Here is a 25,904-nt window from a genome sequence, read left to right on the forward strand (position 1 = left end):
CGCAGATAACCACTCGGGTGTGGGAGGACGTTTTTCTCCCAATTCCAGTGACTTGCGGTGAGAACATGCTCTTACGTGGAATGCAGGATTCCAGGGCAGTTTTGCCATTTCGACAATGCGCCATGGCGCGTCATGTCGCGACCAGCCCAGTCATTGAGAATCCTGCGCCGTCCGCTATCGTACGGCGGCGCCACGGGATATGGGCGTGACACAAGGAAGCTTCATTTGGCAACTCCGTCGCCGGCGCTACCAGAGTGGGTGCTATGGTTTTCCGCGCTGGCGCCAGCAGGCGCTGCAGTGGTGACTGCGAGTGCCGCAATGGCCGTGGGTGTCGTCGCATACCGTCAGTGGCGCGTGGCCAGGGAAAAACTAGTCCTGGATCTGTTTGACCGCAGATTTGCTTGGTACGTCGATTATAAAGAGCAGTTGATGAAGCCCTTGTCGAACACTCGGCAGAATATCGTTGACGCGTATCTGGCCCAGAGCAGACTTAGCGACGAGAGCCGCTTTCTTTTTGGCGGTGAAATCCTCGCAACCACGATGCCAACACTGAACGCCCTGCAACGGGTTATCATGGCGGTAGACATAGAGGCGAAGAAGAGCGAGGACCCCGCAGCACCGGTTCTGCACGCAAAAAACGAGTACATCGCGATAGTCGGGCCGCAGCTGGAAAACCTACCAAAATTGGTGCTGCCTTACATGCGGATGCACCAAAAGCTCTGACGCAAGTTATTCAAAGGGTTTTCCAGCATGCGCTGCCTAAAGCCTGCGGCCGCTCACCTGGCGGATGCCTCCGATAAAGCAAGCTTTGCCGTCATTTTCTCTGCAGACCAGCCACGCTTGGCTGTACTTGTGAGGGTGGAAGTTCCACGCTCCTCTTTGATTCCCGCACACCAGCCTCCCCCAATTCCCCTTGCTCCCTCTCTTGTCGACAGTTAGAATACAAACCTGATTTCCATGCCCACCCCTTTGATGCGCTGGGCAAGCGAGGACAGGTTTCATGGACACCAAGATTTTCACCGGGGTCATTCCCGCCCTTATGACGCCCTGCACGCCGGAGCGGACGCCGGATTTTGACGAGCTGGTGCGCAAGGCCCAGGAGTTGATCGCGGCCGGGATGTCGGCGGTGGTCTATTGCGGGTCGATGGGAGACTGGCCGCTGCTGACCGATGCGCAGCGCCAGGAAGGTGTGGAGCGGCTCGTCAAGGCCGGCGTTCCAGTGATCGTGGGCACCGGGGCCGTCAATTCGGCCTCGGCCGTGGCCCATGCCACCCATGCCCAGGCGGTGGGCGCGGCCGGGCTCATGGTCATTCCGCGCGTGCTCTCGCGCGGCAACTCGCCCACGGCGCAGCGCTTTCACTTCGAGGCGATCCTCTCGGCCGCGCCGGACATTCCGGCGGTGATCTACAACAGCCCCTATTACGGCTTCCAGACCAAGGCTGACCTCTTCTTCGCGCTGCGGGCCAAGCACCCGAACCTCATCGGCTTCAAGGAGTTCGGTGGGGCCGATGCCATGACCTATGCGGCCGAGCACATCACCAGCACCGATGACAGCGTGGTGCTGATGGCGGGCGTCGATACGGGCGTCTACCACGGCTATGTCAAATGCGGCGCCGCCGGCACGATCACCGGCATCGGCAATGCCCTGCCCCGCGAGGTGCTGCACCTGGTGGCGCTGTCCAAGGCGGCCGCTGCGGGCGATGTCGACGCGCGGGTCCGGGCGCGTGAGCTGGGGGAAGCGCTCGAGGTGCTTTCCACCTGGGACGAGGGCAGCGACCTCGTGCTCTACTACAAGTACATGCTCGAACTTCAGGGCGAGCAGGCGTATGCGCTGCATTTCAATGCGACGGACGAGCTGTCACCCAGCCAGCGCGCCTGGGCCAAGCTGCAGTTCGAGCAGTTCCGGGCCTGGTACGCCAAGTGGAGCACGCTTCCGGGCGCCGTGCAGAGCTACAAGGCCTAGGCCGGGGCCGGCTCAAGCGGACAAGCGCATCGTCAGGGCGAGGGAGCGATGACGGAAGCAGCAGAGGACAGGGAAACCGAAGAGGCGAGCGCGGGCAAGCCGCGCTCGCGCGGCCAGGGTGCGCGCACGGTCTACGAGACCCTGCGCCAGGCCATCCTCGAACTCACCCTCGAGCCGGGCAGCCCGCTCGACGAGGCCAGTCTCTCCGAACGCTTCGAGATGTCGCGCACGCCCATTCGGGAAGCGTTGGTGCGGCTGGTGGCGGACGGCCTGGCGCGCACCCTGCCCAATCGCAACACGGTGGTTGCGACAATCGATTTCGAACACCTGCCGGTCTATTTCGAAGCGCTGACGCTGATGTACCGTGTGACCACACGATCGGCCGCGGTGCACCGGCGGGATCGCGACCTGCCGGTCATCCGCGAGCAGGCCCGGCGCTATGCCGCAGCGGTGGCGAGCCAGGATGCGCTCGGGATGATCGAGACCAATCGCGACTTCCACATGGCCATCGCGGATGCCGGCGGAAACCCCTATTTCAACCTGCTGTTCAGCCGGCTCTTGGACGAAGGGCGCCGCATCCTGCGGCTCTACTACCGCTCCTTCGACGACAAGCTGCCGCGGCGCTTTGTCGATGAACACGAGGAAATCGTCCGGGCCATCGAAGCGGGTGACGCCGACGAGGCCGATTGCCTGGCGGCGGCCCATGCGGCGCAGATCGTGCGCCAGATCCAGAGCTACATCGACCGCCCGACCGTGACAGGCATTCCGCTGCATTTCGAGCGAAGGTGACCTCAATGGAGGTTCGCGGCCACTGGACAGCCGCGCGGCTTTGCCTCCACATTGTGGACAAATTGTATTTGGAGCGCGAGCTATGACCTGGACTGGTGTGTTTCCGGCCACGACGACAAAGCTGACCCAATCGGGGGAGCTCGACCTCGAGGCCTGTCGCGCCTCCTATGAGCGCCTCATCGCCAATGGCGTGAGCGGCATCATCGTGCTGCCCATGCTCGGCGAAAACCCGTGCATGAGCCTTGCGGAAAAGGAGGCCGTGGTGAAGACGGCCTGCGAAACGGCGGCCGGTCGTGTTCCGGTGCTCACGGGCCTGGCGGAAGTGACGACGCAGGACGCAGGCGCCGCGGCCAAGCGCTATGCCGCCTGGGGCGCGCAGGGGTTCATGGCATTCCCCTCCATCGGCTACAAGACCGACCCGCGCGAGACCGAGCACTGGTACCGCTCGCTGGCCGGTGCGACCGACCTGCCGATCATGATCTACAACAACCCGATCGCCTACGGGGTCGATGTCACGCCGGCGCTGCTCGAGCGTCTTTCGGACGTGTCCACCCTCGTTGCGATCAAGGAGGAAACCGGCGACATCCGCCGCGTGACCGACATCTTCAACGCCGTGGGCGACCGCTACAAGGTGTTCTGCGGGGTCGACGACCTGATTCTCGAAAGCGTTGCGTTGGGAGCAACGGGCTGGGTTTCGGGGATGACCAATGCCTGGCCGGCAGAATGCGTCGCGCTTTTCGATCTCTGTGAAGCCGGCAAGTTTGCCGAGGCGCGGGCGCTCTACCGCATCATGACGCCGGCGTTCCATCTCGATACCTCGGTCAAGCTGGTGCAGTACATTAAGTTCGCCGAACATCTGGTCTATGGGGCCCCCGAGTGGTTGCGCGCGCCGCGCCTGCCTCTCGAGGGCGATGAACGCGCCACCGTCCGGACCATCATCGAACAGACCATATCAGCGCTGGGCGCGCGCCGCGCCGGCTGACCGTTCGTGGATACAAAGTGTATATTTTAGACCGCGTGCTATCGACAGGCGAAGGAATGGGTGATTAGCTGTCACCATAAAAAGCACCGACGGACGCTGGAGGAAGCGTCGGAAGTTGCAAAATTGTCTCTCAGAGATGAACAGGGAAGGAAGTGCATAATGACTCACCTACTGCAGAAGGTCGCGGCCGGGCTGCTTCTGGCCGGCTCGTTGAGCGGCCCGGCCATGGCTCAGGACGGCATGACCATCGGTCTGCTGGTCCCCACCTCCGGCTCTGAAGCAACCTATGGCCAGGACATGGCGAACGCGGCCGAACTGGCCGTCGAAGAGATCAACGCGGCCGGCGGCATTCTGGGCCAGCAGGTCAGCACGATCGTGGGCGACGATGCCTGCGATCCGCAGCAGTCCGTCAATGCCGCCAGCAAGCTGGCTTCGAGTGGCGTGGTCGGCGTGGTCGGGGGCTATTGTTCGGGCGCAACGCTACCCACCCTCAAGATTTTCGCCGATGCCAATATCCCGTTCGTCATCACGGCCGCCAACTCGACCCAGCTGATCCCCGCCAATAGCGGGAACGCCTTCATGATCAACTCCACCGGCAACGACCAGGTGGCCAAGGCGCTGGAGTTCTTCAACAGCAAGAACATCAACACCCTCGCCATCGTCGACCAGGGCGACGCCTACTCGCAGGACCTGGCGAACCTGACGAAGCAGCGCTGGGAAGAAAGCGGCAAGACGGTCGCCACCACCGAAACGGTGAACAAGGGCGAGCAGGACTATTCTGCCGTCGTCACCGCCATCCGCTCGGCCAATCCGGATGCGGTGTTCTGGACCGCCTACTACGCCGATGGCGGCCTGCTGATCCGCCAGCTGCGCCAGGCCGGGTATCAGGGCCTGATCGCCGTGGGCGACGGCTCGAACTCCCCCGAGCTCTTCAACATTGCCGGCTCGGCCGCCGAAGGCGTCATCGCGTTCTCGAACCCCACCGCCGAGTTCCTGCCGAACGCCAAGAGCTTCGTCGACAGCTACACGGCCAAGTTCGGCAATGCGCCCGGGCCCTATGCGCCGCTGACCTATGACGGCACCAAGCTCCTGGCCGCCGCCATCGAAGAGGCGGGCTCCACGGATGCGGCAGCCATCGTCGAAGCGCTCAAGAAGGCCAATTTCACCGATGGCCTGGCCGGCGACATCTCCTTCACCGAAGAGAACACGCTGGCCCGTTCGAACTTCATCGTCCTCGAAGGCAAGGGCGGCGCCTGGGCGCTGGCCGAGTAAGCCAATGTCGGTCGGCGGAGCGCCCCCGGTGCTCCGCCATCCCCTACTCGAGGATTTCACACCAGCATGGCTCTGACCGACATAGTCTTGCAGCAGCTCGTCAACGGCCTGGTGCTCGGCTCGTTCTACGCCCTGGTCGCCCTGGGCTACACCATGGTCTTCGGCGTCGTTAAGTTGCTCAACTTCGCCCATGGCGAAGTCTACATGGTGGGCGGCTTCGCCGGCTTCATCGTGCTGTCCCTGGTTTCAGGGACGCTAGGATCGGGCTGGTCCGGCGTCGCGGTATCGATGGTGCTGGCCATGATCGGCGTCGGCTTCCTCGGCGTCCTGATCCAGAAGATCGCCTACCAGCCCATGCTGTCGGCGCCCCGGCTGTCGATCCTGATCACGGCGCTGGCGGTGTCGCTGGTGCTGCAGAACGCGGTTCTGGGGCTGACCGGCGGCCGCTACGTCCCGTTCGGCGCCGATCTGGGCTTTGGCGGCGTGAATCTGGGCAATTTGTTCATCTCCTACAATCAGTTCATTCTCGTCGGCACAGCGGGCGTCCTGATGCTGTCGCTGGAGCTGTTCATCTCCCGGACCCAGTATGGCCGGGCGATGCGCGCCGTCTCGATCGACAAGGACATGTGCCGCCTGATGGGGATCGACGTGAACCGCGTCATCGCCGTCACCTTCTTTCTCGGCTCGGGCCTGGCGGCCGCGGCCGGCACCATGGCCGGCGCCTATTATGGATCGCTGTGGTACTTCATGGGCTTCCTGATCGGCCTCAAGGCCTTCACCGCGGCCGTGATCGGGGGCATCGGCTCCATCCCGGGCGCCATGCTCGGGGGACTCATCCTTGGGTTGCTGGAGTCCTTTGGCACCCAGATTCCCGGCATCGGCAGCGCCTGGAAGGACGTTTTCTCCTTCTCCATCCTGATCCTGGTTCTGGTGTTCAAACCCACCGGTCTGCTCGGACGATCAGAACAGGAGCGGATGTGATAGAGCGCTCGCCGATCAATTCGCCGATGGGGCGACTACAAGGGCTCTGGGATCGACCAGGCTTCCGCTGGCCTGCGCTGGCCGTCGTGCTGATCCTGCTCGTGGTCGCGCCTTACCTGTTCGGGCCGTATGCCACGGTCATCCTCACCAACGCCCTGCTCTACGTGGTTCTGGCGCTGGGGCTCAACGTTGTGGTCGGATATGCCGGCCTCCTCGATCTGGGCTATGCGGCCTTCTTTGCCGTGGGCGCCTATACGATCGGCATCGTGCATCACGTCTATGGCCTCGATTTCTGGCTGACCTTGCCCATAGCCGTGCTCGCCGCCGCCGTCGCTGGTGTCATCATCGGCAGCCCGACCCTTCGCCTGCGGTCCGACTATCTGGCTATCGTCACGCTCGGCTTCGGCGAGATCGTGCGCTTCTCCGCGCGCAACCTCGATATCACCGGTGGCGCGAGCGGCATTTCGGGCATCGAGCGGCCATGGATCTTCGGCTGGCGCATGCAGAGCACGCTCGATTTCTACTACGTGTTCTGCGTGCTGGCGATCCTTGCCGTCATCGCGTCCCTGCGCCTTGCCGACAGTCGCCTCGGCCGCGCCTGGCTCTATGTCCGGCACGACGAAGATGCCGCCGAGGCGATGGGCATCGACCGCGTCAAGGTGAAGCTGGCCGCCTATGTGATCGGCGCCATCTATGGCTCCATCGCCGGCGCGTTCTTCGCCGTCAACCTGGGGGCGATCTCGCCGGAAAGTTTCTCCTTCCAGCAATCGGTGCTGATCCTGATGGCGGTGATCCTGGGCGGGATGGGCAAGGTTCCCGGGGTCATTCTTGGCGCGTTCATCGTCATCCTCGCGCCCGAGCTGCTCCGCGACGTCGGGGAACTGCGGCTCCTCGTGTTCGCAGCGGGCCTGTTGCTCGTCATGCTGTTCCGGCCGGAGGGCATCTGGCCCTCGCGGAGGCGATAGAATGGCCCTGCTCTCGCTCTCCGCCGTCACGCTGACCTTTGCCGGCAACACCGTGCTCAACGAGGTCTCGTTCAATGTTGCCGAGCGGTCTGTCACCAGCCTGATCGGCCCCAACGGGGCTGGCAAGACCTCGCTGTTCAACTCCATCACCGGCTTCTACAAGCCGCAGCAGGGTTCCATCCGCTTCGATGGAACCGAACTGCTCAAGCTCAAGCCGCATCAGGTGACCAAGGCCGGCATCGCCCGCACCTTCCAGAACGTCCGCCTCTTTCGCGAGATGACGGTGCTGGAAAACGTGATGTCCGGAGCCCATTGCCGCACCAGTGCCGGCGCCTTTGCGGCCATTTTGCGGACGCCCGCGCAAAGGCGGGAAGAAGAAGAAATTCGTGCCAGAGCAAGGCAGCACCTGGAGTTCGTCGGCGTGTGGGCCGAACAGGGGCGCATTGCCACGACACTGGCCTATGGGCACCAGAGGCGTGTGGAGATCGCCCGCGCGCTTGCAACCGAACCCAAGCTGCTGTTGCTGGACGAGCCGGCGGCGGGCCTCAACCCCACGGAAAAGCACGATCTGGTCCAGCTCATCCGCCGCATACGCGACGAGATGGGAATTGCGGTGTTGCTGATCGAGCATGACATGGGCCTGGTCATGCAGATCTCGGAAAACATCAGCGTGCTGGATCACGGCGAGATCATCGCAGAGGGCACGCCCAAGCAGATCCAGTCCGACCACACGGTGATCGAAGCCTATCTCGGGCGCGACGACGGGGAGGCTTTCCTTGATGAGTGACAAGGCTCCCTCCTCCAGCATTCTGCAGGTGAAAGGCCTCGCCGCCGCCTACGGAAAGATCAACGCCCTCAACGGTATTGATCTCGAGGTCGAGCGGGGGCAGATCGTCACCCTGCTCGGCGCGAACGGCGCGGGCAAGACAACGACGCTCAAGACGATTTCCGGCCTTGTCAGAGCCAGCGCCGGATCGGTCACGTTCGACGGCCAGGACATCACCACCCTGCCCGCGCATGAGATTGCGCGCATGGGGCTGGTGCACGTTCCGGAAGGGCGCCACATCTTGCGCGGCCTAAGCGTCCGGGAAAACCTCGAGCTGGGCGCCTTTACCGTGCACGATGCCAATCTGCGGCGGCAGCGCATGGACGAGGTGTTCGGGCTGTTCCCGATCCTCAAGAACCGGCAGCATCAGGATGGCTCGCTGCTCTCGGGCGGTGAACAGCAGATGCTTGCCATCGGTCGCGCGCTCATGCACGGCCCCAAGCTGCTGCTGCTCGATGAACCCTCGATGGGGCTCGCGCCCAAGCTGGTGCTGGAAACCTTCAAGATCATCAAGCGGCTGAACGAGGCCGGCACGACCATTCTGCTGGTCGAGCAGAACGCCCGCCTCGCCCTCAAGCTGGCGCATTTCGCCTATGTCCTCGAAAGCGGATCGCTGCGGATGCAGGGCGAGGCAGCCAGGCTGCGCGACGACCCCTCGATCGTGCAGGCCTATCTCGGGACCTGAGGTCCAACCCGGCAAAACGCGTATTCCTATTAAGGCGGCACCCCATGAAGATTACCCGGATAAAGGTGTGGCAGGTCGACCTGCCTCTGCGCGAGGGGCGCTATTCCTGGTCCAACGGCAATTACGTCGACGTCTTCGACTCGACGGTTGTCGCCATCGAGACGGACGAAGGCATTACCGGCTATGCCGAGTGCTGTCCGCTCGGATCGGCCTATCTGCCCTCCTATCCCGCGGGCGTCAGAGCCGGCATTGCGGAGCTTGGACCAAAACTACTGGGGCGTGATCCGACCAATCTGGGAGACATCAACCGCCACATGGACGCCGTCCTGCGCGGGCACTTCTATGCCAAGTCCCCGCTCGACATCGCCTGCTGGGACATTCTGGGCAAGAAGACCGAACAGCCGCTGCACCTCTTACTCGGCGGGGCGGCGCAGCCGAAAGTCGCGCTTTATCGCGCCATCTCGCAGGAGGCGCCAGAAACGATGGCCGGCAAGGTCGCCGGATATCGCGCCGAGGGCTACACCAAGTTCCAGCTCAAGGTCGGCGGCAATGCCGATGATGATATCAGCCGTATCCGGGCTTGCCGCGAGGTACTCGAGCCGACCGATATTCTCGTCGCCGATGCCAATACCGGCTGGACGCAGCACGAAGCCGCCCGCGTGGTGGCCGCGGTAAAGGACCTCGACGTCTATATCGAGCAACCCTGCGCCAGCTATCGCGAGAGCGTCTCGATCCGGCGGCGCACGGCGCGGCCCTTCATCCTGGACGAGAACATCGACGGCATCGACACGCTCTTGCGAGCCATTGCCGATGACGCGATGGACAACATCAACCTCAAGATTTCCAAGGTCGGGGGGCTGACCAAGGCCCGGCTGATGCGTGACGTCTGCGTCGCCAGCGGCATTCCCATGACCATCGAGGACACCTGGGGCGGCGACATTGTCACCGCATCCATTGCGCACCTGGCGCGCTCGACCCCAGAAGAATTCTGCTTCTCCGCCACGGACTTCAACTCCTACGTCACCCGGCCGCTGGCCGAGGGCGCCCCGCGCCGCGAGCAGGGCTTCATGACCACCACGGATCGGCCGGGCCTTGGCGTGACGCCGCTGGTGGACAGTTTTGGCGAACCGGCCATGGTGATCGGCTAGGCCATGCGTTCGCTTCGCAGCATCAACATCGTCTCCTGCCACGCAGAGGGCGAAGTCGGCGACGTCATCGTGGGGGGCGTTCTGCCGCCGCCGGGCGACACGCTCTGGGAGCAATCGCGCTTCATCGCCCGGGACCAGCAGCTTCGCCAATTCGTCCTCAATGAGCCGCGCGGTGGCGTCTTCCGGCACGTGAACCTGCTCGTCCCGCCCAAGGACAAGCGCGCCGTTGCCGCCTGGATCATCATGGAGCCCGAGGACACGCCGCCGATGTCGGGGTCGAACTCGATCTGCGTGGCCACGGTGCTGCTCGATACCGGCATCGTGCCCATGGTGGAGCCCGAGACCCACATGGTGCTCGAGGCGCCGGGCGGGCTGGTGGAGGTGACGGCGCGCTGTTCGGGCGGCAAGGCCGAGGCCATAACCGTGCGCAACGTGCCCTCCTTCGTCGACCGGCTGGGTGTCCCGCTCGAGGTGCCCTCCATGGGCACACTGACCGTGGACATTGCCTATGGCGGGGACAGCTTCGTCATCGTGGATGCGCAGGCGGCGGGCTTTGCCATAGCCCCCGACGAAGCGCGGGACATTGCCGAAGCGGGCGTGCGGATCACGCGGGCGGCCAATGAACAGCTCGGCTTCGTGCACCCGACCAATGCGGACTGGAACCATATTTCCTTCTGCCAGTTCGCGGCGCCGCTGGTCGAGGAGGACGGCGTCAAGACCGGCAGCAACGCCGTCGTTATCCAGCCGGGCAAGCTGGACCGCTCTCCTACCGGCACCGGGTGCTCGGCCCGCATGGCCGTGCTGCATGCCCGGGGTATGCTCGCCAAGGGCGAAAAATTCATCGGGCGCTCCATCATCGGCTCGGAATTCCACTGCCGGCTGGAAGACGTGACCACCATTGGCGACCGGCCGGCCATCATCCCCTCGATCACCGGTCGCGCCTGGATCACCGGCACGCGGCAGGAAATGCTCGACCCGACCGACCCCTGGCCGCTGGGGTACAAGCTCTCGGACACCTGGCCCAAGATCAGCCAATGACAGACACGGTGACGCTCAGTCTTGCCGCGCTCCAGCGCCTGCTCGAAGAGATCCTGTTGCGCCATGGTTGCAGCGCGGATGTCGCCGCCTGCATTGCCCATAACTACGCAATTGCCGAACAGGACGGAGCGAAGAGCCACGGCGTTTTCCGGTTGCCAGCCATTGTCTCGACGCTCAAGAGCGGCTGGCTCGACGGCAAAGCCGTTCCCAGCGTGGACGATGTGTCGCCGGGGCTGGTCCGCGTCGACGCCAGGAACGGCTTTACCCAGCCGGCCCTGGCCGCCGGCCGGGCGCTGCTGCTGGAGAAGGCGAAAACGTGTGGCATCGCGGCGATTGCCATTCGCAACTCGCACCATTTCGGCGCCCTCTGGCCCGACGTGGAGCCCTTCGCCCGCGATGGGTTGATTGCCCTCAGCGTCGTCAACTCGATGGCGACCGTGGTGCCGCATGGCGGGACGAAACCGGTCTATGGCACCAACCCCATCGCCTTCGCCACGCCCAGAGAGGCCGATGACCCGCTGGTGTTTGATCAGGCTTCGAGTGCGCTGGCCAATGGCGACGTCCAGATCGCTGCGCGGGAGGGCCACGCCTTGCCCGCCGGGGCGGGCCTCGACAGGTATGGCAACCCGACCACCGACCCGCAGGCAGTCCTCGATGGCGGCGCCCTCTTGCCCTTCGGCGGTCACAAGGGCTCGTCCATCGCCCTCATGGTCGAGATTCTCTGTGCAGGGTTGACCGGCGGCCAATTTTCGTTCGAGGTCGACTGGAGCGAGCATGAGGGCGCGCTGACGCCGAAAACCGGCCAGACCATCATCGTTCTTGATCCCGAGCGGGGTGCTTCGGCGCCGTTCAGGAGCCGTGTCGAGCAGCTTCTGACCAAGTTGCGGGCGGCTGGGCAGGAGCGCCTGCCCGGCGATCGCCGCTACGCCAACCGGCGCCGCGCCCAGCTCAATGGCATCTCGCTCACCCGCGACGAGCACGAAATGCTGCTGGCGCTCTGATGACCACGCAAGGAATGGACGCCGAAAAATGACCAGAATAGCGATTGTCGGGGCAGGCATTGTCGGATCGGCCATCGCCACCTGGCTGATCGACGCCGGGCACGACGTCACCGTGTTCGATCGCGACCCGGACGGCCTGCCGACCTCGTCGGGCAACGCCTCGCTGATCGCCCTGCCCGAAATCGGCCCGCTCGCCAGCCCCGGCATCCTGACCGCCGTTCCAAAATGGCTGCTCGATCCGCTGGGGCCGCTGACCATCCGCTGGAGCGATTTGCCGGCCCTCACGCCATGGCTCCTGGCGTTCCTGGCCTCGGCCACGCCGGCGCACGGCCAGAAGGTGCGACAGGCGCTGACGTTCCTGATGCGCTCGGCGCTCGCCGATCACGAGGACCTCGCCCGCAAGGCGGATTTGCACGGTCATCTGCGCCAGACCGGCTATCTGGCGCTGCACGATACGGCGCAAAGCCTGGCCGGAGCGGTGCGGGAAAGCGAGCTGGTCAAAGCCGCGCTCGGCTTCGACTACGAGAAAGTCGATCGCGCCAGGGCGCGAGACCTGGTGCCGGCCATCGAGGGGCAATTTGCTGGCGCGATCTATCAACCCGGCTACTGGGCCGTCTCGAACCCCCTGACCGTATTGCGGCACTACCAGGCTCATGTGCGCCAGCGCGGCCGCATCGAGCATGGCGCCGTCAGCCGGCTGGAGCCGAGCGAGGGCGGCATCGCCGTCGTCACGGAAGCCGGGCCGCGGGACATGTTCGACAAGGCCATCGTGGCCGCAGGCGTGTGGTCGCGCGAACTGGTGCGCCGCCTGGGGCTGAAAGTGCTGCTGGAGACGGAGCGCGGCTACAACACCACCTTTACCGACCTCGACTGGAACTTGCCCATGCCCGTGGGTTTCGCCGATCACGGCTTCGTCGCCACGCCCCTGGTGGATGGGCTGCGCGTGGGCGGCGCCGTCGAACTCGCCAAGCCGGACACGCCGCCCAATTTCGACCGGGCGCGCGCGATGCGCACCAAGATGCGCCGCTATATCCCGAGCCTCCCCGAAGGCGGGCAGCAATGGATGGGACGGCGCCCCTCGACGCCCGACTCGCTGCCCGTCATCGGCCGGCATCCCAAGGACGACCGCATCATCTTTGCGTTCGGCCACGGCCATCTGGGGCTGACCCTAAGCGCCGTGACCGCGCGCCACGTCGCGAGCCTCGTCGACGCGGCCGCGGCCGACTCAGCGCTGGCCCCCTTCAGCATTTCCCGCTTCCAGTAGAGCTTGTCATCATGGCCAAGAAATCCTTCTTCTGCATCGACGCGCACACCTGCGGCAATCCGGTCCGTGTCGTTGCCGGCGGCGGTCCCGACCTCAAGGGCGAGACGATGAACGCCCGGCGGGAGCACTTCCTGGCGGAATATGACTGGATCCGCACGGGGCTGATGTTCGAGCCTCGCGGCCATGACGTGATGAGCGGGTCCATCCTCTACCCAGCGCTGCGCGAGGACGTCGACGCCTCGATCCTGTTCATTGAAACCTCAGGCTGCCTGCCCATGTGCGGGCACGGCACCATCGGCACCGTCACGGTGATGATCGAGGAAGGGCTGGTGACGCCGAAGGTCCCCAACAAATTGCGGCTCGAGGTCCCTGCCGGGGTGATCGAGGCGGACTACGTCATGGACGAGGCCGGTCACGTCACCGAAGTCAAGATCACCAACGTGCCGTCCTTCCTTTACGCCACCGATCTCGAGATCGACCTGCCGGGGGTGGGGCCGCTCCGCTTCGATGTCGCCTATGGCGGGAACTTCTACGCCATCTTCGAACCGCAGCCGGGCTTTGCAGACATGGCCCAGTTCAGCGCCTTCGAAATCCAGCAATTGTCGCCGCTGGCGCGCAAGCTCATCAACGAGAAGTACACGTTCCAGCATCCCGAATACCCCACGATCAACGGGCTGCGGCACATCATGTGGACCGGTGCTCCCAAAAACGCTGCTGCCGATGGGCGGAACGCCGTGTTCTATGGCGAAAAGGCCATCGACCGCTCCCCGTGCGGCACCGGCACCTCCGCCCGCCTTGCCCAGATGGCCGCGAAGGGGAAGCTGGGCGTGGGCGACACCTTCGTCCACGAAAGCATCATTGGCAGCCTCTTCAAGGGCAAGGTGGAAGCCCAGGCCCGGGTGGGCGAGTTGAACGCCATCATCCCCTCGATTGCCGGCCAGGCCTGGATCACCGGATACAACACCATCTTCCTCGACGATCGCGATCCATTCGTGCGCGGCTTTACCGTCAACTGAGGGACTTGCACGGCAGGGAATCTGCAGGACGCCCCATTCGTGGGAGAAATTGCTCAGTTGGATATTGATTGCGCAAACATTTTGCGCCATCGTGGCGGACAGAGCAACATTATCCCGGATGGCGATCGTGGCAGTCTTGGCAGAGGTGCTGGGCGAACATGCGGGCGGCGATCTCCTCGCCGCCATTGCAGGCAACATCATCGGCAAGGGCCAGGCAGTCCCTGGCCCGTTCGGCCCGCACCCCATGATCTATGCCGATTTCGTGGCGTCGGGGCGGCCGCTGCAGCAGGTGGAAGCCTTCATCGCGACGCACGTCCTGCCCTGGTATTCGAACACCCACACCGAGGGCTCCCATTGCGGGGCGGTGATGAGCGACCTGCGGCGCCAGGCGCGCGCGCTGATCAAGCAAGAGATGGGCGCGGGCGAAGATGTCGCGCTGATCTTTGCCGGTAACGGCGCCACCGCGGGGCTCAACAAGCTCGTGGCCCTGCTGGACGTTGGCCCCGATACCACGGTGCTGATCGGGCCCTATGAGCATCACTCCAACATCCTCCCCTGGCGCGAGAGCGGGGCGCAGGTCATCGAGGTGCCCGAAGCCGCCGAAGGGGGACCGGACCTGGACTGGCTGGAGGCGACGCTTCGTTCGCGCAGCGGGCGGGTCATCGGCGCCTTCTCGGCGGCGTCCAACACCACCGGCATCCTGACCGATACGGACAGCGTCACGCAGCTCCTCAAGAGGCATGATGCGCTCGCGGTGTGGGACTATGCCTGTGCCGCTCCATACGTGCGCATCGACATGGGGACCGGGGCGGCCGCGAAGGACGCCATCGTCCTCTCGCCGCACAAATTCGTCGGCGGTCCCGGCGCCTCGGGCGTCCTGGCGCTGCGTAAATCGTGCATTCGCCGCCAGAAGCCGAGCGCCCCGGGCGGTGGCACCGTGCGGTTTGTCTCTCCCTGGGATGTCGTCTACAGCGACGATCCGGTGGCCCGCGAGGAGGCGGGGACGCCCAACGTCATCGGCGATATCCGGGCCGGCCTGGCGTTTGCGGTCAAGGCGGCGGTGGGAGCCGAAACGATCCAGCAGCGCAACGCAGCGTTGGCACGACGCGGGTTCGACGCCTGGCAGCACACCAAGGGGCTAACCTTGCTCGGCCATCCGGAAGCCAAGCGCCTCCCCATCTTTTCCTTCACGGTCACCAGCGAGGATGGCGAGACGGTTCATCCGCAGCTCGTCACCCGGCTGCTCAGCGATCTCCATGGCATCCAGGCGCGTGGCGGCTGCTCCTGTGCCGGCCCCTACGGCCACCGCCTGCTGGACATTGACGAGGACCGCTCCGCCCGGATGCGCGATGGCATCCTCTCCGGCAACGAGGTGGAAAAGCCCGGCTGGACCCGGCTCAACCTGAGCTGGACCATGTCCGAAGCGGAAGTGGAGCTGATCCTGGAGGCCGTACAGAGCCTTCCGGCCGATGCCGCGCGCGTCGCCCCCAGCTACACGATCGACCGCAGCACGGCACGGGCGCGCTACAGCGCCTGACGACTCTGCACAGTCTCAGGCCGGCTGGAGCAGATTGGCCATCAGCCGGAACGCCCCGGGCACCAGCCTGTCCATCTGGTGGTGCAGCACGAGACTGGTGTGCGTGTGACGCCCTCGTCCGATCTCGGCTGAAAGGAGCGAGCCCACCAGCGGCGCTTCGCCCGCATCGCTCATGCTGAGCAGGGGCACATAGGCCTTGTCCCAACTCGAGGCGAAATAGAGCCCGCGCTCCTTGTCCCACTGCGCGAAGTCGGCATCGGCGATGCGGTTCGGGCCCGTGAGCAGTTTGTGATCCGGCGCCAGCAGCGTTACCGGCGCCGCCGGATCGGTCACCCGCCAGCGCAGCGAGGGGCTGCCGATGACCAGCCGGCGTGGCGGCGTCGCCTCGGGCCGCCAGCCGTCACTGGGCCGGTGGTAGAACGTGACCAGATGCCCACCCTTCGCCACCCACTCATGCAACCGCGGCGTTGCCGCCTGGAGATCAGGGCGCGTGCCGAAGGCGAAGAGACCGACGACAATGGTGTCGAGATGGGCGAGATCACCAGCGAGAGCCTCGGCATCGAGGTGCTCCAGCGCGACCCCCATGCGACCGAGCCAGAGCCCGACGCGGTCCGCACCGCCGCCTATATAGCCGACGCGCGTTGTGGGCACGGCAAGATCCAGGGCCAGAACATCGATCTGCTGCGGACGGACGAGCCGCGTGCGCCCGATGTGCGGGTAAGCGATCGGCGTGCTGGAATGGGCTGGAGCGCCATCCAGCATCAGCTTCAGGCTATGGCGGCCCGGAGGCAGATCGGCGGTCGGGGTCACCACCAGACCATCTGCTCCAGCCTCGACGGCCAGACCCTCCACGGGTGGGATCTGCAGCTGCCGGGCGGCCACACCCTTGACCCTGATTGCATGACTTTCCGTCTGGCCAAGCGGCACGATGATCGCTTCGGGTACGACGGAAACACTTTGCAGGGGATCGATCTGCAACGGCTCCTCGGGGTCGAGCGAGAACTGGATCGTCGATCCGTCGACCGTTGCCATCACGTCAATGGACACAAGCCCGTTGCCGCCAAGGCTTTGCCAGTCGGGCAGGAAGCCGTTGGTCGCCTCCGCGTCCGCCGATGCCTGCAAAGGAATGCGCGTTATCCCCGGCGCGATGCTCGTCGCCCCCGGTGCGGATAGTCCGGTGCCGGTACGCGCCGCCACGCTGATGCTATCGGCGTTGCCGAACGCCGCCTCGACCACGAGATCGACGCTGCCGCCGGGGGCTAGGCGATCACTCGACAACGCCACATCGACATCGATCCCTGCAGCAAGGCCGATGGCCACGTCGAGTTCGCGGACCTTGCGGGCCAGGCGATGGGTGTGCCAGGGGTCGACATTCGGACTTGCGTCCTGCAGCGCCGAGCGCGCCCGGAAAAGCGCTCGACGGACTGCGTCGCCATCGGGGAAGCGGGCCAATGCCTCGTCAATGCCGGCGTCGGCCTCTGCCAGCGCCGGGGCACCGCCCAAATCCGCGAGCCGTCCCGGAAGGCCTTGGAAGATATCTGGCTCCGGCGCCCCGTTGACGAGATGCAACGGCCAAGTGGTCGCGGGCGGATAGCGCCAGAACCCCATGTTCTGGCTGGCGTGGTTGGCCCGCGACACCTCGCCCAGCCGCTCAAAGCTCAGCCCCGTGGCGGCGTCAACGCCTATCGCCTCAATGGTGGTGGTGGCGGGCGGGGGTGGCACTTCATCGTCATAGGTGGCGCCGCCGCCGGACCAGGCGGGCAGGTAGAACTTGGCGACCTGCCAGGGCGGGAGATCATCGGTGCGGTAGTCGGGGTCAGCGGCCAGCGCGATGGCGCCTTGCGCCGCCTGCGTCATGGCGCGGTGATGGCCGTGCTGGCCGGGGACGTCGAGGAAAGTGGGGATGACGATGTCAGGCCGGAACTGGCGATAAGCGCGCACCAGCCGCTCTAGGGTCAGCGCCCTCCCCCAGCGGGCGAGGGTGTCTTCTCCGGATTTGGAGAAGCCGAAATCATGCACCGGGTCATCCGGGCCGTGGCCCAGCCATGCGATGTCGGCGTCGAGGACGCGCGCCGCCTCCTCCATCTCGCGCGAGCGCAGAACCCCGAGCGCCGCCTGGCGCTCGGGTCCCAAAGTATTCTGCCCCCCTTCGCCGCGCGTCGAACAGGCAATGACGATGCGGGCCCCATGCTGGTGGCGCAGCACGGCGAGCATGTCGTTGTGCTCGTCATCCGGGTGAGCCCCGGTGTTCATCACGGTCACGGTCGAGCGGAGCCTGCCGAGGGCGCGATGAAGGCGGATCAGGTGGGGTACAGCGGCGCGGCGGCGCAGACGATCTCTATCAGCAAGCATGGTGGGGTCCGGTTCTGGCAGCTCAGCTGGTCGCGTCAGCCACGCTGAGATGGGGTGAAACTGTGTCAAGCAGCGGCAGCGCCGCCGCACCCAGTGCGGCAGTCAGTTGGCCCGTCTGGCCGCGGATGACGCGCGGCAGCGAACGGGTCGAGCGCGTGGCGACGGAAACCGGCAACGGGTCGAGGGCGGCGATGACCGCTTCCAGCACCGAATCGGGAAGGCCCCCACCGAAGACCACCGTTTCGGGGTCGAAGATGTTCTCCAGCATCGCGACGGTCGGGGCGAGGAAATCGGCTGCCATCTCGATCCAGGCGAGAAGGGTTTGGTCGCCGGCATCGTGCAGCCGCTGGATGTCCTCGACGGTGGCGACGTAGGTGCCCGCCATGGCAAGGCGTTCGCGCAGGGCGAAGACGGAGACGAAGCGTTCGAGCGCGCCGGCAGGACCGTAGCGGCCTGTGCCATGGCGCGGCACGAGGCCGATATGCCCGATCTCGCCGGCATTGCCGAACGCGCCGCGCACGGGCCGGCCATCCTGGATCACGCCCAGCCCGAGTCCGACGCCAAAATAGAGGTAGCAGAAATTGCTCAGCTGCCGCCCTGCCCCGTAAAGGCGCTCACCCACGATGGCGGCGGTGGCATCGTTGTCGACGACGACGTGCTCGCCGGTCGCTGCGGAAAACAGCGCCGTGGGATCGGTTCCGGTCCAGCCCGGCAGGGTGGCGGGCCCGACCGAACTCATGCCGGCGATCTCGAACGGGCCAGGCATGACCACCCCGATGCCCAAGAGCGTGCTGCGGTCGGTGCCCAGACCCTTTTGCAGGCGCGAGACTTCTTCGGCCACCAGCCCCGGCACCACGTCCGGCCCGGCGTCCGTAAGCGGCACGATCGACTGCCCCCGCACCCCGCCCGAAAGATCGAGCAGCGCCGTCACCACATGGTCGGCAGCGATCTCGACCCCAGCCGTGAGCGGTCCGTCGGGATTGACCGCAAACTGCAGAGGTGGCTGGCCGCGTCCGGAGCGGAGCCGCCCCAGTTGGATGAGCAGGCCCTCAGCAAGCAGGTCCTCCACGATATTGGCAACGGCCTGCGGCGAGATGTGGGCCCGACGTGCGATCTCGGTGCGCCCGAGTTGCCCGCTGGTCCGGATGACCTCGAGCACCACGCGGCGGTTGTGCGCCCGGTTGCGCTCAGGGTTGGACCCTATGGCGACACGCCGGCGCAGATCGGAATTGTCTCGGCCGTTCACACCCGTCCCCTTCCCTCCCCCTACGATAGGACGGGGTAACAATAACTCAAGTAGATTATTTTATTGACAAGCGACCGGCTTCTCATCGACGCTGAGGGATAGCAGGGCGGTCAACCGTCCTACGCTGCTGGAGAGATCGCTGAAACCGGGCGGTCGCATGGAGGAACTGAGAATGACAACCAAGGGCAAACTCGCCTTGCTGGCCGCTGGCGTCAGCTTCCTGGCCGTGGGCTCCGCCCAGGCGGTGGAAATCGAATACTGGCAATATGTGTTCGACAGCCGCGTCAAGGCGATGGACCAGCTGATCGCCAATTTCGAGAAGGCCAATCCGGACATCACCGTCAAGCAGACCACCTTCCCCTATGCCGACTATCAGACCCGCGTCGTCGCGGCCAAGGTCGCGGGACAAGGTCCGGACGTGCTGCAGCTCTTTTACGGCTGGACCGATCAGTTCGTGAATGGCGGCCTTATCCAGCCGCTCGATCCGGCCGTTTTCCCGCACGAAGAGATCGAGAAGGACTTCTTCCCGATCGTCTCGGCCATGAAGCGCGGCGATGACTATTATGGTCTGCCCACGGCCGTCCGGTCGCTGGCCCTGTTCTACAACAAGGCCATCTTCGAAGAAGCCGGCATCGAGCCGCCACAGAACCTCGAGGAACTGCTTGCGGCTGCCGAAGCCACCACGCAGCGCGACGGCGGCGGCAATATCACCAGGGCCGGCATTACGCTGGACATGGGTGGGCAGGATCACCACTGGTGGCGTGAAGTGCTGGTGCGCCAGAACGGCGGCGAGCCCTATGACGCAGAAGGCAACGTGGCCTACAACGACGAGGCCGGCGCTGCTGCCCTCAAGTTCTATACCGGCTTGCAGACCGAGCATAAGGTCGGCCTCGCCGGCTTCATGGACGAGGGTCAGGCCGCCTTCCGCGCCGGCATGGCCGCGATGACCATCGACGGCACGTTCCGCCTCGGCGCCTTTGCGGACAACCCCTTCGAATGGGGTGTCGTGGAACTGCCGGCCGACGCGAACGGCATGCGCTCGAACTATTCGAGCTATTTCGCCAACGCCATTGGGGCGACCGCGCAGGGTGAAGAACTCGAGGCTGCCCAGAAGTTCCTGACCTACATCACCTCGCCCGAGGCGATGCAGATCTGGCTCGACGTGGTGGGCGAACTTCCGGCCCGCCGCGACGTCGCGCTGACCGAAGAGAACCTGGCCGACCCGATCCTGTCGCCGTTCCTCAAGGGCCTCGAATACGCGCACACGACGCAGTTCTACGATGAAGCCGGCCAGCGCCAGACCGCGATCGACATGGTCAATCGCGTCCTGCTCGAAGGCCAGTCGGTCGAGGAGTCGCTGGATCAGGCTGCAAAGGCCGAGCAGGCGATCATCGACTCCGGCCGCCAGTAAGTCCAATCCTGTTGCAGGCGGTCGCCGGTTCGCCGGACGGCCGCCTGCAGCGCCTCGTGCCGGGTGACGACGAGACCCGGAAACGCGCAGGAGCAATCATGGCGACCGCGAACGCAACTCCGCTGCCGGCTCCGGACCGGTTTTGGGACCGGCTCAGCATCGGCACCAAGCGCGTCATCTGGGCCTGGACCTTCCTGGCCCTGCCGGTGGTGTTTTACGCGGTCATCCGCTTCTACCCGACGTTTCAGGCCTTCTGGCTCTCGCTGACCAACTGGGACCTGCTGCGGCCCGCCCAGTTCATCGGCCTGGGCAACTACCAGAAGATGTTCGCCGACCCGATCTTCTGGAAAGTGTTCCAGAACACCTTCCTCTATCTCATCATCGGCACGCCGGTGAGCCTCCTCATCTCCTTCGTCATCGCCTTCTACCTTGACCGCGTGCGGGTCCTGCACGGGTTCATTCGGGCGCTCTACTTCCTGCCCTTCCTCACCACCGCCGCTGCCATGGGCTGGGTGTGGCGCTGGTTCTATCAGCCCGTGCCCATCGGCGTTCTGAACGGGATCCTCGGCTGGATGGGTCTGCCGCAGCAACCGTTCCTGCGGTCGGTCGATCAGGCGCTCATCTCCGTCCTCGTGCCCGCCATCTGGGCGGGCCTCGGGTTCCAGATCATCATCTTCATGGCGGGCCTGCGCGCCATCCCCAACACCTTCTACGAGGCGGCGCGCATCGACGGGCTGGGCGAATGGGCGATCCTGCGCAAGATCACCATACCGCTGCTCAAGCCGACCACCGTGTTCCTCGTGGTGTTCTCCTCGATCGGGTTCCTGCGCATCTTCGACCAGGTCTACAACATGACCACCAACGATCCCGGGGGTCCGCTCAATTCCACCAAGCCGCTGGTGCTCATGATCTACCAGACCGCGTTCTCGTCCTATCAGATGGGCTATGCGGCAGCGCAGACGGTGGTGCTGTTCACCATCCTGCTCATCGTCTCCCTGCTCCAGCTCTATGTGCTGAGGGAAAAGAAATGACCGCCACCACCCCCTCGTCCACCGAGCTGGCGGCCAACAGCCGCAACATCCGCCCCGGCCGCATCATCGCCTGGACCCTGCTGCTCATCGGCGGGCTCATCATGGTCACGCCGCTGCTCTACATGTTCTCGACCTCGCTCAAGACGTCGGGCCAGGTCTACGACCTGCGCCTGATCCCGGCCGCGCCAACGCTCGACAACTACGTCAAGGTGCTGGGCGATGGCCGCTTCATGCAGTGGTTCTTCAACTCCACCTTCATCGCGCTGACGGTGACGGCGTCCAACGTCTTCTTCGACAGCCTGGTGGGCTACACCCTCGCCAAGTTCAGGTTCCGCGGGCGCTACTTCATCTTCCTCGCCATCCTGTCGACACTGATGATCCCCACCGAGATGCTGGTGATCCCCTGGTACTTGATGTCGAGCCAGTTCGGTTGGCTCAATTCCTATTGGGGCATCATGTTTCCGGGCATGATGACGGCCTTCGGCACGTTCCTGATGAAGCAGTTCTTCGAGGGCGTGCCGGACGACTTCCTCGAGGCGGCGCGCGTGGATGGACTCAACGAGTTCACCATCTGGTGGAAGATCGCCATGCCCATGGTGGTGCCGGCCATCTCGGCCCTGGCCATCTTCACCTTCCTCGGCAACTGGACCGCCTTCTTCTGGCCGCTGATCGTCACCACCTCCAAGGAGCTCTACACCCTGCCCGTGGGCATCTCGAGCTTTTCGGCCGAGGCGTCGATCCAGTGGGAGCTGATCATGACGGGGGCTGCCATCGGCACCATCCCGACCCTCATCGTCTTCCTGGTGCTGCAGCGCTTCATCGTGCGCGGCGTCATGCTTGCCGGTCTCAAGGGCTGAACATGTCCGACCCCCGCCTTTCCGACACCTCGGTCTTTCCGGACCCCACCTACAAAGAGACGGTCCTGGCGCCGCTTTTCGATGGCGCCAAGCAACACCATGTCGAGGGCTTCCGGGCCATCGACCGGGCGCACCTGGTCATGCTGGCGGAAACCGGCATCCTCGACGCCACCCAGGCGGCCGAGATTGCCCGGGCGCTGGACAGCATCGACGCCGAAATCGACCCCTCCGCGCTGGTCTACACCGGTGAGGTGGAAGACTTTTTCTTCCTCATCGAAAGGGAACTCAAGAAGCGCTTGGGCCCTGATCTGGCCGGACGTCTTCACACTGCCCGCTCGCGCAACGATATTGACCACACGCTGTTCAAGCTCGGCCTGCGCGACCGGCTCAACGTCCTGATCGAGAAGGCCCTGGCGCTCCACGGGGCGCTGATTGCGGCGGCGGAGCGGGAGAAATCCACCCTCATCGTCGCCTATACCCACGGCCAGCCCGCCCAGCCGACGACCTTCGGCCATTATCTCGCTGCGATCATCGAGTGTGTCGGCCGCGACATCGAGCGCCTGTTCGAGGCCTATCGCATCGTCGATCTGTCGCCCATGGGCGCCGCGGCGATCACCACGACCGGCTTTCCGACCAACCGCGCCCGCGTGGCCGAACTCCTCGGCTTTGCCGCGCCGCTCGAGAACTCCTACTCCTGCATCGCTGGCGTGGACTACATCACCGCGACCTACTCGGCGATTGAATTGATGTTCCTCCATCTCGGGCGGCCGATCCAGGATTTCCAGGTCTGGACCAGCTTCGAGGTGGGCCAGATCTATGTGCCCAACAGCCTCGTGCAGATTTCCTCGATCATGCCGCAGAAGCGCAATCCGGTGCCGATCGAGCACTTGCGCCATCTGGCCAGCCAGACCGTGGGGCGCGCCCACGCCATGCTGACGGTGATGCACAACACGCCGTTCACCGACATGAACGACAGCGAAGGCGAGACGCAGGCGCTGGGGTATGGCGCCTTTGCCAGTGCCTATAGGGTGCTGGACCTGCTGGCAGCGCTGGTGGGACAAATCCGCATCAACACTGACCGCGTGCGCGCCAATATCAGCCGCTCCTGCATCACCATTACCGAACTGGCCGACAGCCTCGTCCGGCGCGAAGGACTTTCCTTCCGCGAGGGACACGAGATCGCAGCGGCTGTCGCCAGGGCCGTGGTGGCCATGGAGGGCGATCTCGTGAACGACGGCTTCGGCCCGTTCACCGAGGCGTTCAGGTCGGCGACCGGCCGGGACAGCGCGCTGGACCGGGCGGCATTCGCCGAGATCGTCTCACCCGACTATTTCGTTGCGGTACGAACCCGCTTCGGCGGTCCGGCGCCCGAACCGCTGTCAGCCGCCATCGACGGCTACAGGCAGCACGCCGCCGGGCTCGCCGCGCGACACGATGACCTGCTGCGTCGCCAGAGGGACGCGGCACAAATGCTCAAAGAGCGTTTCGACGCATTGAAGGGAGCCGCGTAATGGCCCGGATCGAACTGCAGGGGCTTGTCAAAGACTATGGCAAGATCCGCGCCGTGCACGGCATCGACCTCAGCATAGAGGATGGAGAGTTCGTGGTTTTCGTCGGCCCCTCGGGCTGCGGCAAGTCGACCACCTTGCGCATGATCGCGGGGCTTGAGGACATCTCCGGCGGCCGGCTGCTGATCGGCGACCAGGTGGTGAACCAGCGCGAACCCAAGCAGCGCAACATCGCGATGGTGTTCCAGAACTACGCCATCTACCCTCACATGACCGTGGGGCAGAACATCGGTTTCGGCCTCTACACCTCGGGGCTGTCCAAGGTCGAAAAGCAGAAGCGGATTGCCGAAACCGGCAAAATCCTGGGGCTGGAACAGCTGCTCGATCGTCGACCGGCAGCCCTTTCGGGTGGCCAGCGCCAGCGTGTCGCCATCGGCCGCGCCATGGTCCGGGACCCGGTCGCGTTCCTCTTTGACGAGCCGCTGTCCAATCTCGATGCGCAATTGCGCAGCCAGATGCGCATGGAGATAAAGAGCCTGCATCGGCGCCTGGGTACCACCATCGTCTATGTGACGCACGACCAGATCGAGGCCATGACCATGGCCGACAAGATCGTCGTCATGCGGGACGGCCATATTCTCCAGGTCGGGACGCCCACCGATCTTTATGAAAACCCCATGGACGTCTTCACGGCCCGCTTCATCGGCAGCCCGTCCATGAACATCATCGCAGGGTCGGCCAGTGCCGGGGCACTCTCTGTTTCCGGTGCGGAGCTTTCCGGCCTCGCCCTGCCCGCGCATGAAGGAAAAATTCTGGTGGGCATCCGCCCGCACGATCTCGTCGTGACGGAGGAGCCCGGCGGGGCCGGCCTCAACAGCCAGGGGGTCGTGGAGGCGGTCGAGCCGCTCGGTGCTGAAACGCTGGTCCACGTCATGCTCGGCGACACGCAGGTGATCGCGACCGCGCCGGGCCGAGTCGTTCCGGCGTTGGGCAGCACGGTCTCCATCAAGGCCGGCCCCGGTTCGCTCTATCTGTTCGATGCAGATACGGAAAAGGCCTTGGGCCGGGCATGAGTTCTTCTCCAATCCGCGGCGGGGCCGTATTGAGCCTGGGCCGCGTCTATTGCGACATGGTGTTTCGCGGGCTCGATGCCATGCCCCAGCTGGGCCGCGAAATGTTCGCGCAGGAGTTCACCCTCACGCCCGGGGGCGGCGCCCTGATCACCGCTGCCCACATGTCGGCGCTCGGCCGCCCCGCCGCGCTCGTCGCCCGTTTCGGCACCGACGACCTGTCCCGGAGCCTGCAGCACGCCATCGATGATCTGGGTATCGATCTGCGGTTCCTCGACCGCCATGAGACGGCCGGACCGCAGTTGACCGTAGTCATGGTCCACGAAGACGACCGCGCCTTCCTCTCGCGCCGCGCCGGCCATGCGCGACCAGAGACTTTCGAGCGCGCGCTGGCCTGGAGCGAGGCGGCTCATCTCCACATTGCCGAATATGCGACACTGCATGAGATGGACGACGCCGTGGCCGCGGCCAAGCGGCAGGGCCTGACGGTTTCGCTTGATCCCAGCTGGGACGACGCCCTGATCCGCGACCCTGATTTCTTCCGCCGCTCGGCCGGAGTGGACATTTTTCTTCCCAATCGGGAGGAGGCGGAAGCGCTGACCGGATCGAGCCATCCCGGCGCGGCGCTCGAGCAGCTGGCCCGACATTTCCCGGTGGTTGCCCTGAAACTGGGCAGCGACGGCGCCATGCTCGCCGCCGACGGCAAGACGCTGCACCTGCCCAGTGCGCCCGTCGACGTGGTCGATACCACCGGAGCCGGCGACGCGTTCAATGCCGGGTTCCTTCATGCCTGGCTCGACGGCGCCCCGGCCGAACGCTGCCTCGCCGCCGGCGTGCGGGCCGGCACCCTCTCGGTTCAGGCATCGGGTGGAACGGGCAGCATCGGGAACGCGGAGGGCGGCGGCGCGGGAGCTTCGGAAGGCAGGTTACCCGCCTGAGGTACGGCGCAGCCAAGGGTTCGC

At 65.0% G+C, this 25,904-nt stretch carries 23 protein-coding genes; 21 read left to right on the forward strand and 2 right to left on the reverse strand.

The features are described from left to right. The first annotated feature begins 225 nt into the window (after positions 1-225). The 15 genes from IC608_RS06830 to IC608_RS06900 all read left to right on the forward strand — a co-directional run bounded on the left by IC608_RS06830 (position 226) and on the right by IC608_RS06900 (position 15,467). Positions 226-723, forward strand: a complete 498-nt coding sequence (locus tag IC608_RS06830) for a hypothetical protein (RefSeq protein WP_191773888.1) — start codon at positions 226-228, stop codon at positions 721-723. A 277-nt stretch (positions 724-1,000) separates the two neighbouring features. Continuing rightward, positions 1,001-1,963, forward strand: a complete 963-nt coding sequence (locus IC608_RS06835; protein ID WP_191773890.1) for a dihydrodipicolinate synthase family protein — start codon at positions 1,001-1,003, stop codon at positions 1,961-1,963. 48 nt (positions 1,964-2,011) lie between these two features. Next, entirely contained in the window at positions 2,012-2,752 is a 741-nt protein-coding gene (locus IC608_RS06840) for a GntR family transcriptional regulator (RefSeq protein ID WP_191773892.1), read from the forward strand. An 82-nt stretch (positions 2,753-2,834) separates the two neighbouring features. Next, positions 2,835-3,734, forward strand: coding sequence for a dihydrodipicolinate synthase family protein (locus IC608_RS06845; RefSeq protein WP_191773894.1), 900 nt, complete (start codon positions 2,835-2,837; stop codon positions 3,732-3,734). A 159-nt stretch (positions 3,735-3,893) separates the two neighbouring features. Continuing rightward, positions 3,894-5,006 (forward strand): branched-chain amino acid ABC transporter substrate-binding protein, encoded by a 1,113-nt coding sequence (locus IC608_RS06850; RefSeq protein WP_191773896.1) that lies wholly within the window; start codon positions 3,894-3,896, stop codon positions 5,004-5,006. A gap of 66 nt (positions 5,007-5,072) precedes the next feature. Next, on the forward strand, positions 5,073-5,987 hold the full coding sequence (locus tag IC608_RS06855; protein ID WP_191773898.1) for a branched-chain amino acid ABC transporter permease: 915 nt from the start codon (positions 5,073-5,075) through the stop codon (positions 5,985-5,987). Then, the gene (locus IC608_RS06860; RefSeq protein ID WP_345890858.1) at positions 5,984-6,952 is read left to right on the forward strand and encodes a branched-chain amino acid ABC transporter permease; all 969 of its coding nucleotides are present in this window, start codon (positions 5,984-5,986) and stop codon (positions 6,950-6,952) included. The genes IC608_RS06855 and IC608_RS06860 overlap by 4 nt, the downstream gene beginning before the upstream one ends. Before the next feature lies 1 nt (position 6,953). Beyond that, entirely contained in the window at positions 6,954-7,739 is a 786-nt protein-coding gene (locus tag IC608_RS06865; protein ID WP_191773900.1) for an ABC transporter ATP-binding protein, read from the forward strand. Continuing rightward, a complete protein-coding gene (locus IC608_RS06870) occupies positions 7,732-8,463 on the forward strand; it encodes an ABC transporter ATP-binding protein (protein ID WP_191773903.1) in 732 nt (243 codons plus the stop codon). The genes IC608_RS06865 and IC608_RS06870 overlap by 8 nt, the downstream gene beginning before the upstream one ends. A 44-nt stretch (positions 8,464-8,507) precedes the next feature. Continuing rightward, on the forward strand, positions 8,508-9,611 hold the full coding sequence (locus IC608_RS06875) for a cis-3-hydroxy-L-proline dehydratase (protein WP_191773905.1): 1,104 nt from the start codon (positions 8,508-8,510) through the stop codon (positions 9,609-9,611). Between the two features lie 3 nt (positions 9,612-9,614). Beyond that, the gene (locus IC608_RS06880) at positions 9,615-10,649 is read left to right on the forward strand and encodes a trans-3-hydroxy-L-proline dehydratase (RefSeq protein ID WP_191773907.1); all 1,035 of its coding nucleotides are present in this window, start codon (positions 9,615-9,617) and stop codon (positions 10,647-10,649) included. After that, entirely contained in the window at positions 10,646-11,650 is a 1,005-nt protein-coding gene (locus IC608_RS06885; RefSeq protein WP_191773908.1) for an Ldh family oxidoreductase, read from the forward strand. The genes IC608_RS06880 and IC608_RS06885 overlap by 4 nt, the downstream gene beginning before the upstream one ends. Positions 11,651-11,678: 28 nt before the next feature. Continuing rightward, a complete protein-coding gene (locus IC608_RS06890; RefSeq protein WP_191773910.1) occupies positions 11,679-12,914 on the forward strand; it encodes an NAD(P)/FAD-dependent oxidoreductase in 1,236 nt (411 codons plus the stop codon). 11 nt (positions 12,915-12,925) lie between these two features. Next, positions 12,926-13,930, forward strand: a complete 1,005-nt coding sequence (locus IC608_RS06895) for a 4-hydroxyproline epimerase (RefSeq protein WP_191773911.1) — start codon at positions 12,926-12,928, stop codon at positions 13,928-13,930. Between the two features lie 118 nt (positions 13,931-14,048). Beyond that, positions 14,049-15,467, forward strand: a complete 1,419-nt coding sequence (locus IC608_RS06900) for an aminotransferase class V-fold PLP-dependent enzyme (protein ID WP_191773930.1) — start codon at positions 14,049-14,051, stop codon at positions 15,465-15,467. Between the two features lie 15 nt (positions 15,468-15,482). Here the strand turns inward: IC608_RS06900 and IC608_RS06905 are convergent, their stop codons facing one another. Further along, the gene (locus IC608_RS06905; RefSeq protein ID WP_191773932.1) at positions 15,483-17,819 is read right to left on the reverse strand and encodes a PIG-L family deacetylase; all 2,337 of its coding nucleotides are present in this window, start codon (positions 17,817-17,819) and stop codon (positions 15,483-15,485) included. Between the two features lie 22 nt (positions 17,820-17,841). Next, entirely contained in the window at positions 17,842-19,065 is a 1,224-nt protein-coding gene (locus tag IC608_RS06910) for an ROK family transcriptional regulator (protein WP_345890860.1), read from the reverse strand. A 172-nt stretch (positions 19,066-19,237) separates the two neighbouring features. On the opposite strand from IC608_RS06910, the gene IC608_RS06915 reads away from it, so the two are divergent. The 6 genes from IC608_RS06915 (at position 19,238) to IC608_RS06940 (ending at position 25,880) form a co-directional block, all read left to right on the forward strand. Then, on the forward strand, positions 19,238-20,476 hold the full coding sequence (locus IC608_RS06915) for a sugar ABC transporter substrate-binding protein (protein ID WP_210316269.1): 1,239 nt from the start codon (positions 19,238-19,240) through the stop codon (positions 20,474-20,476). 98 nt (positions 20,477-20,574) lie between these two features. Further along, on the forward strand, positions 20,575-21,507 hold the full coding sequence (locus IC608_RS06920; RefSeq protein WP_191773936.1) for a carbohydrate ABC transporter permease: 933 nt from the start codon (positions 20,575-20,577) through the stop codon (positions 21,505-21,507). Beyond that, positions 21,504-22,364 carry a carbohydrate ABC transporter permease gene (locus tag IC608_RS06925; RefSeq protein ID WP_191773938.1) on the forward strand — a complete coding sequence of 287 codons (861 nt, stop codon included), beginning with the start codon at positions 21,504-21,506 and terminating at the stop codon, positions 22,362-22,364. Before IC608_RS06920 ends, IC608_RS06925 begins: the two co-directional genes overlap by 4 nt. 2 nt (positions 22,365-22,366) lie before the next feature. Next, positions 22,367-23,875, forward strand: a complete 1,509-nt coding sequence (gene argH / locus IC608_RS06930) for an argininosuccinate lyase (protein ID WP_191773940.1) — start codon at positions 22,367-22,369, stop codon at positions 23,873-23,875. Then, entirely contained in the window at positions 23,875-24,945 is a 1,071-nt protein-coding gene (locus IC608_RS06935; RefSeq protein ID WP_191773941.1) for an ABC transporter ATP-binding protein, read from the forward strand. The genes argH and IC608_RS06935 overlap by 1 nt, the downstream gene beginning before the upstream one ends. Further along, a complete protein-coding gene (locus IC608_RS06940) occupies positions 24,942-25,880 on the forward strand; it encodes a carbohydrate kinase family protein (protein WP_191773942.1) in 939 nt (312 codons plus the stop codon). Before IC608_RS06935 ends, IC608_RS06940 begins: the two co-directional genes overlap by 4 nt. Positions 25,881-25,904: the final 24 nt, after the last annotated feature.

Source organism: Devosia oryzisoli, assembly GCF_014837245.1.
In the GTDB taxonomy this organism is placed as follows: Bacteria; Pseudomonadota; Alphaproteobacteria; order Rhizobiales; family Devosiaceae; genus Devosia; species Devosia oryzisoli.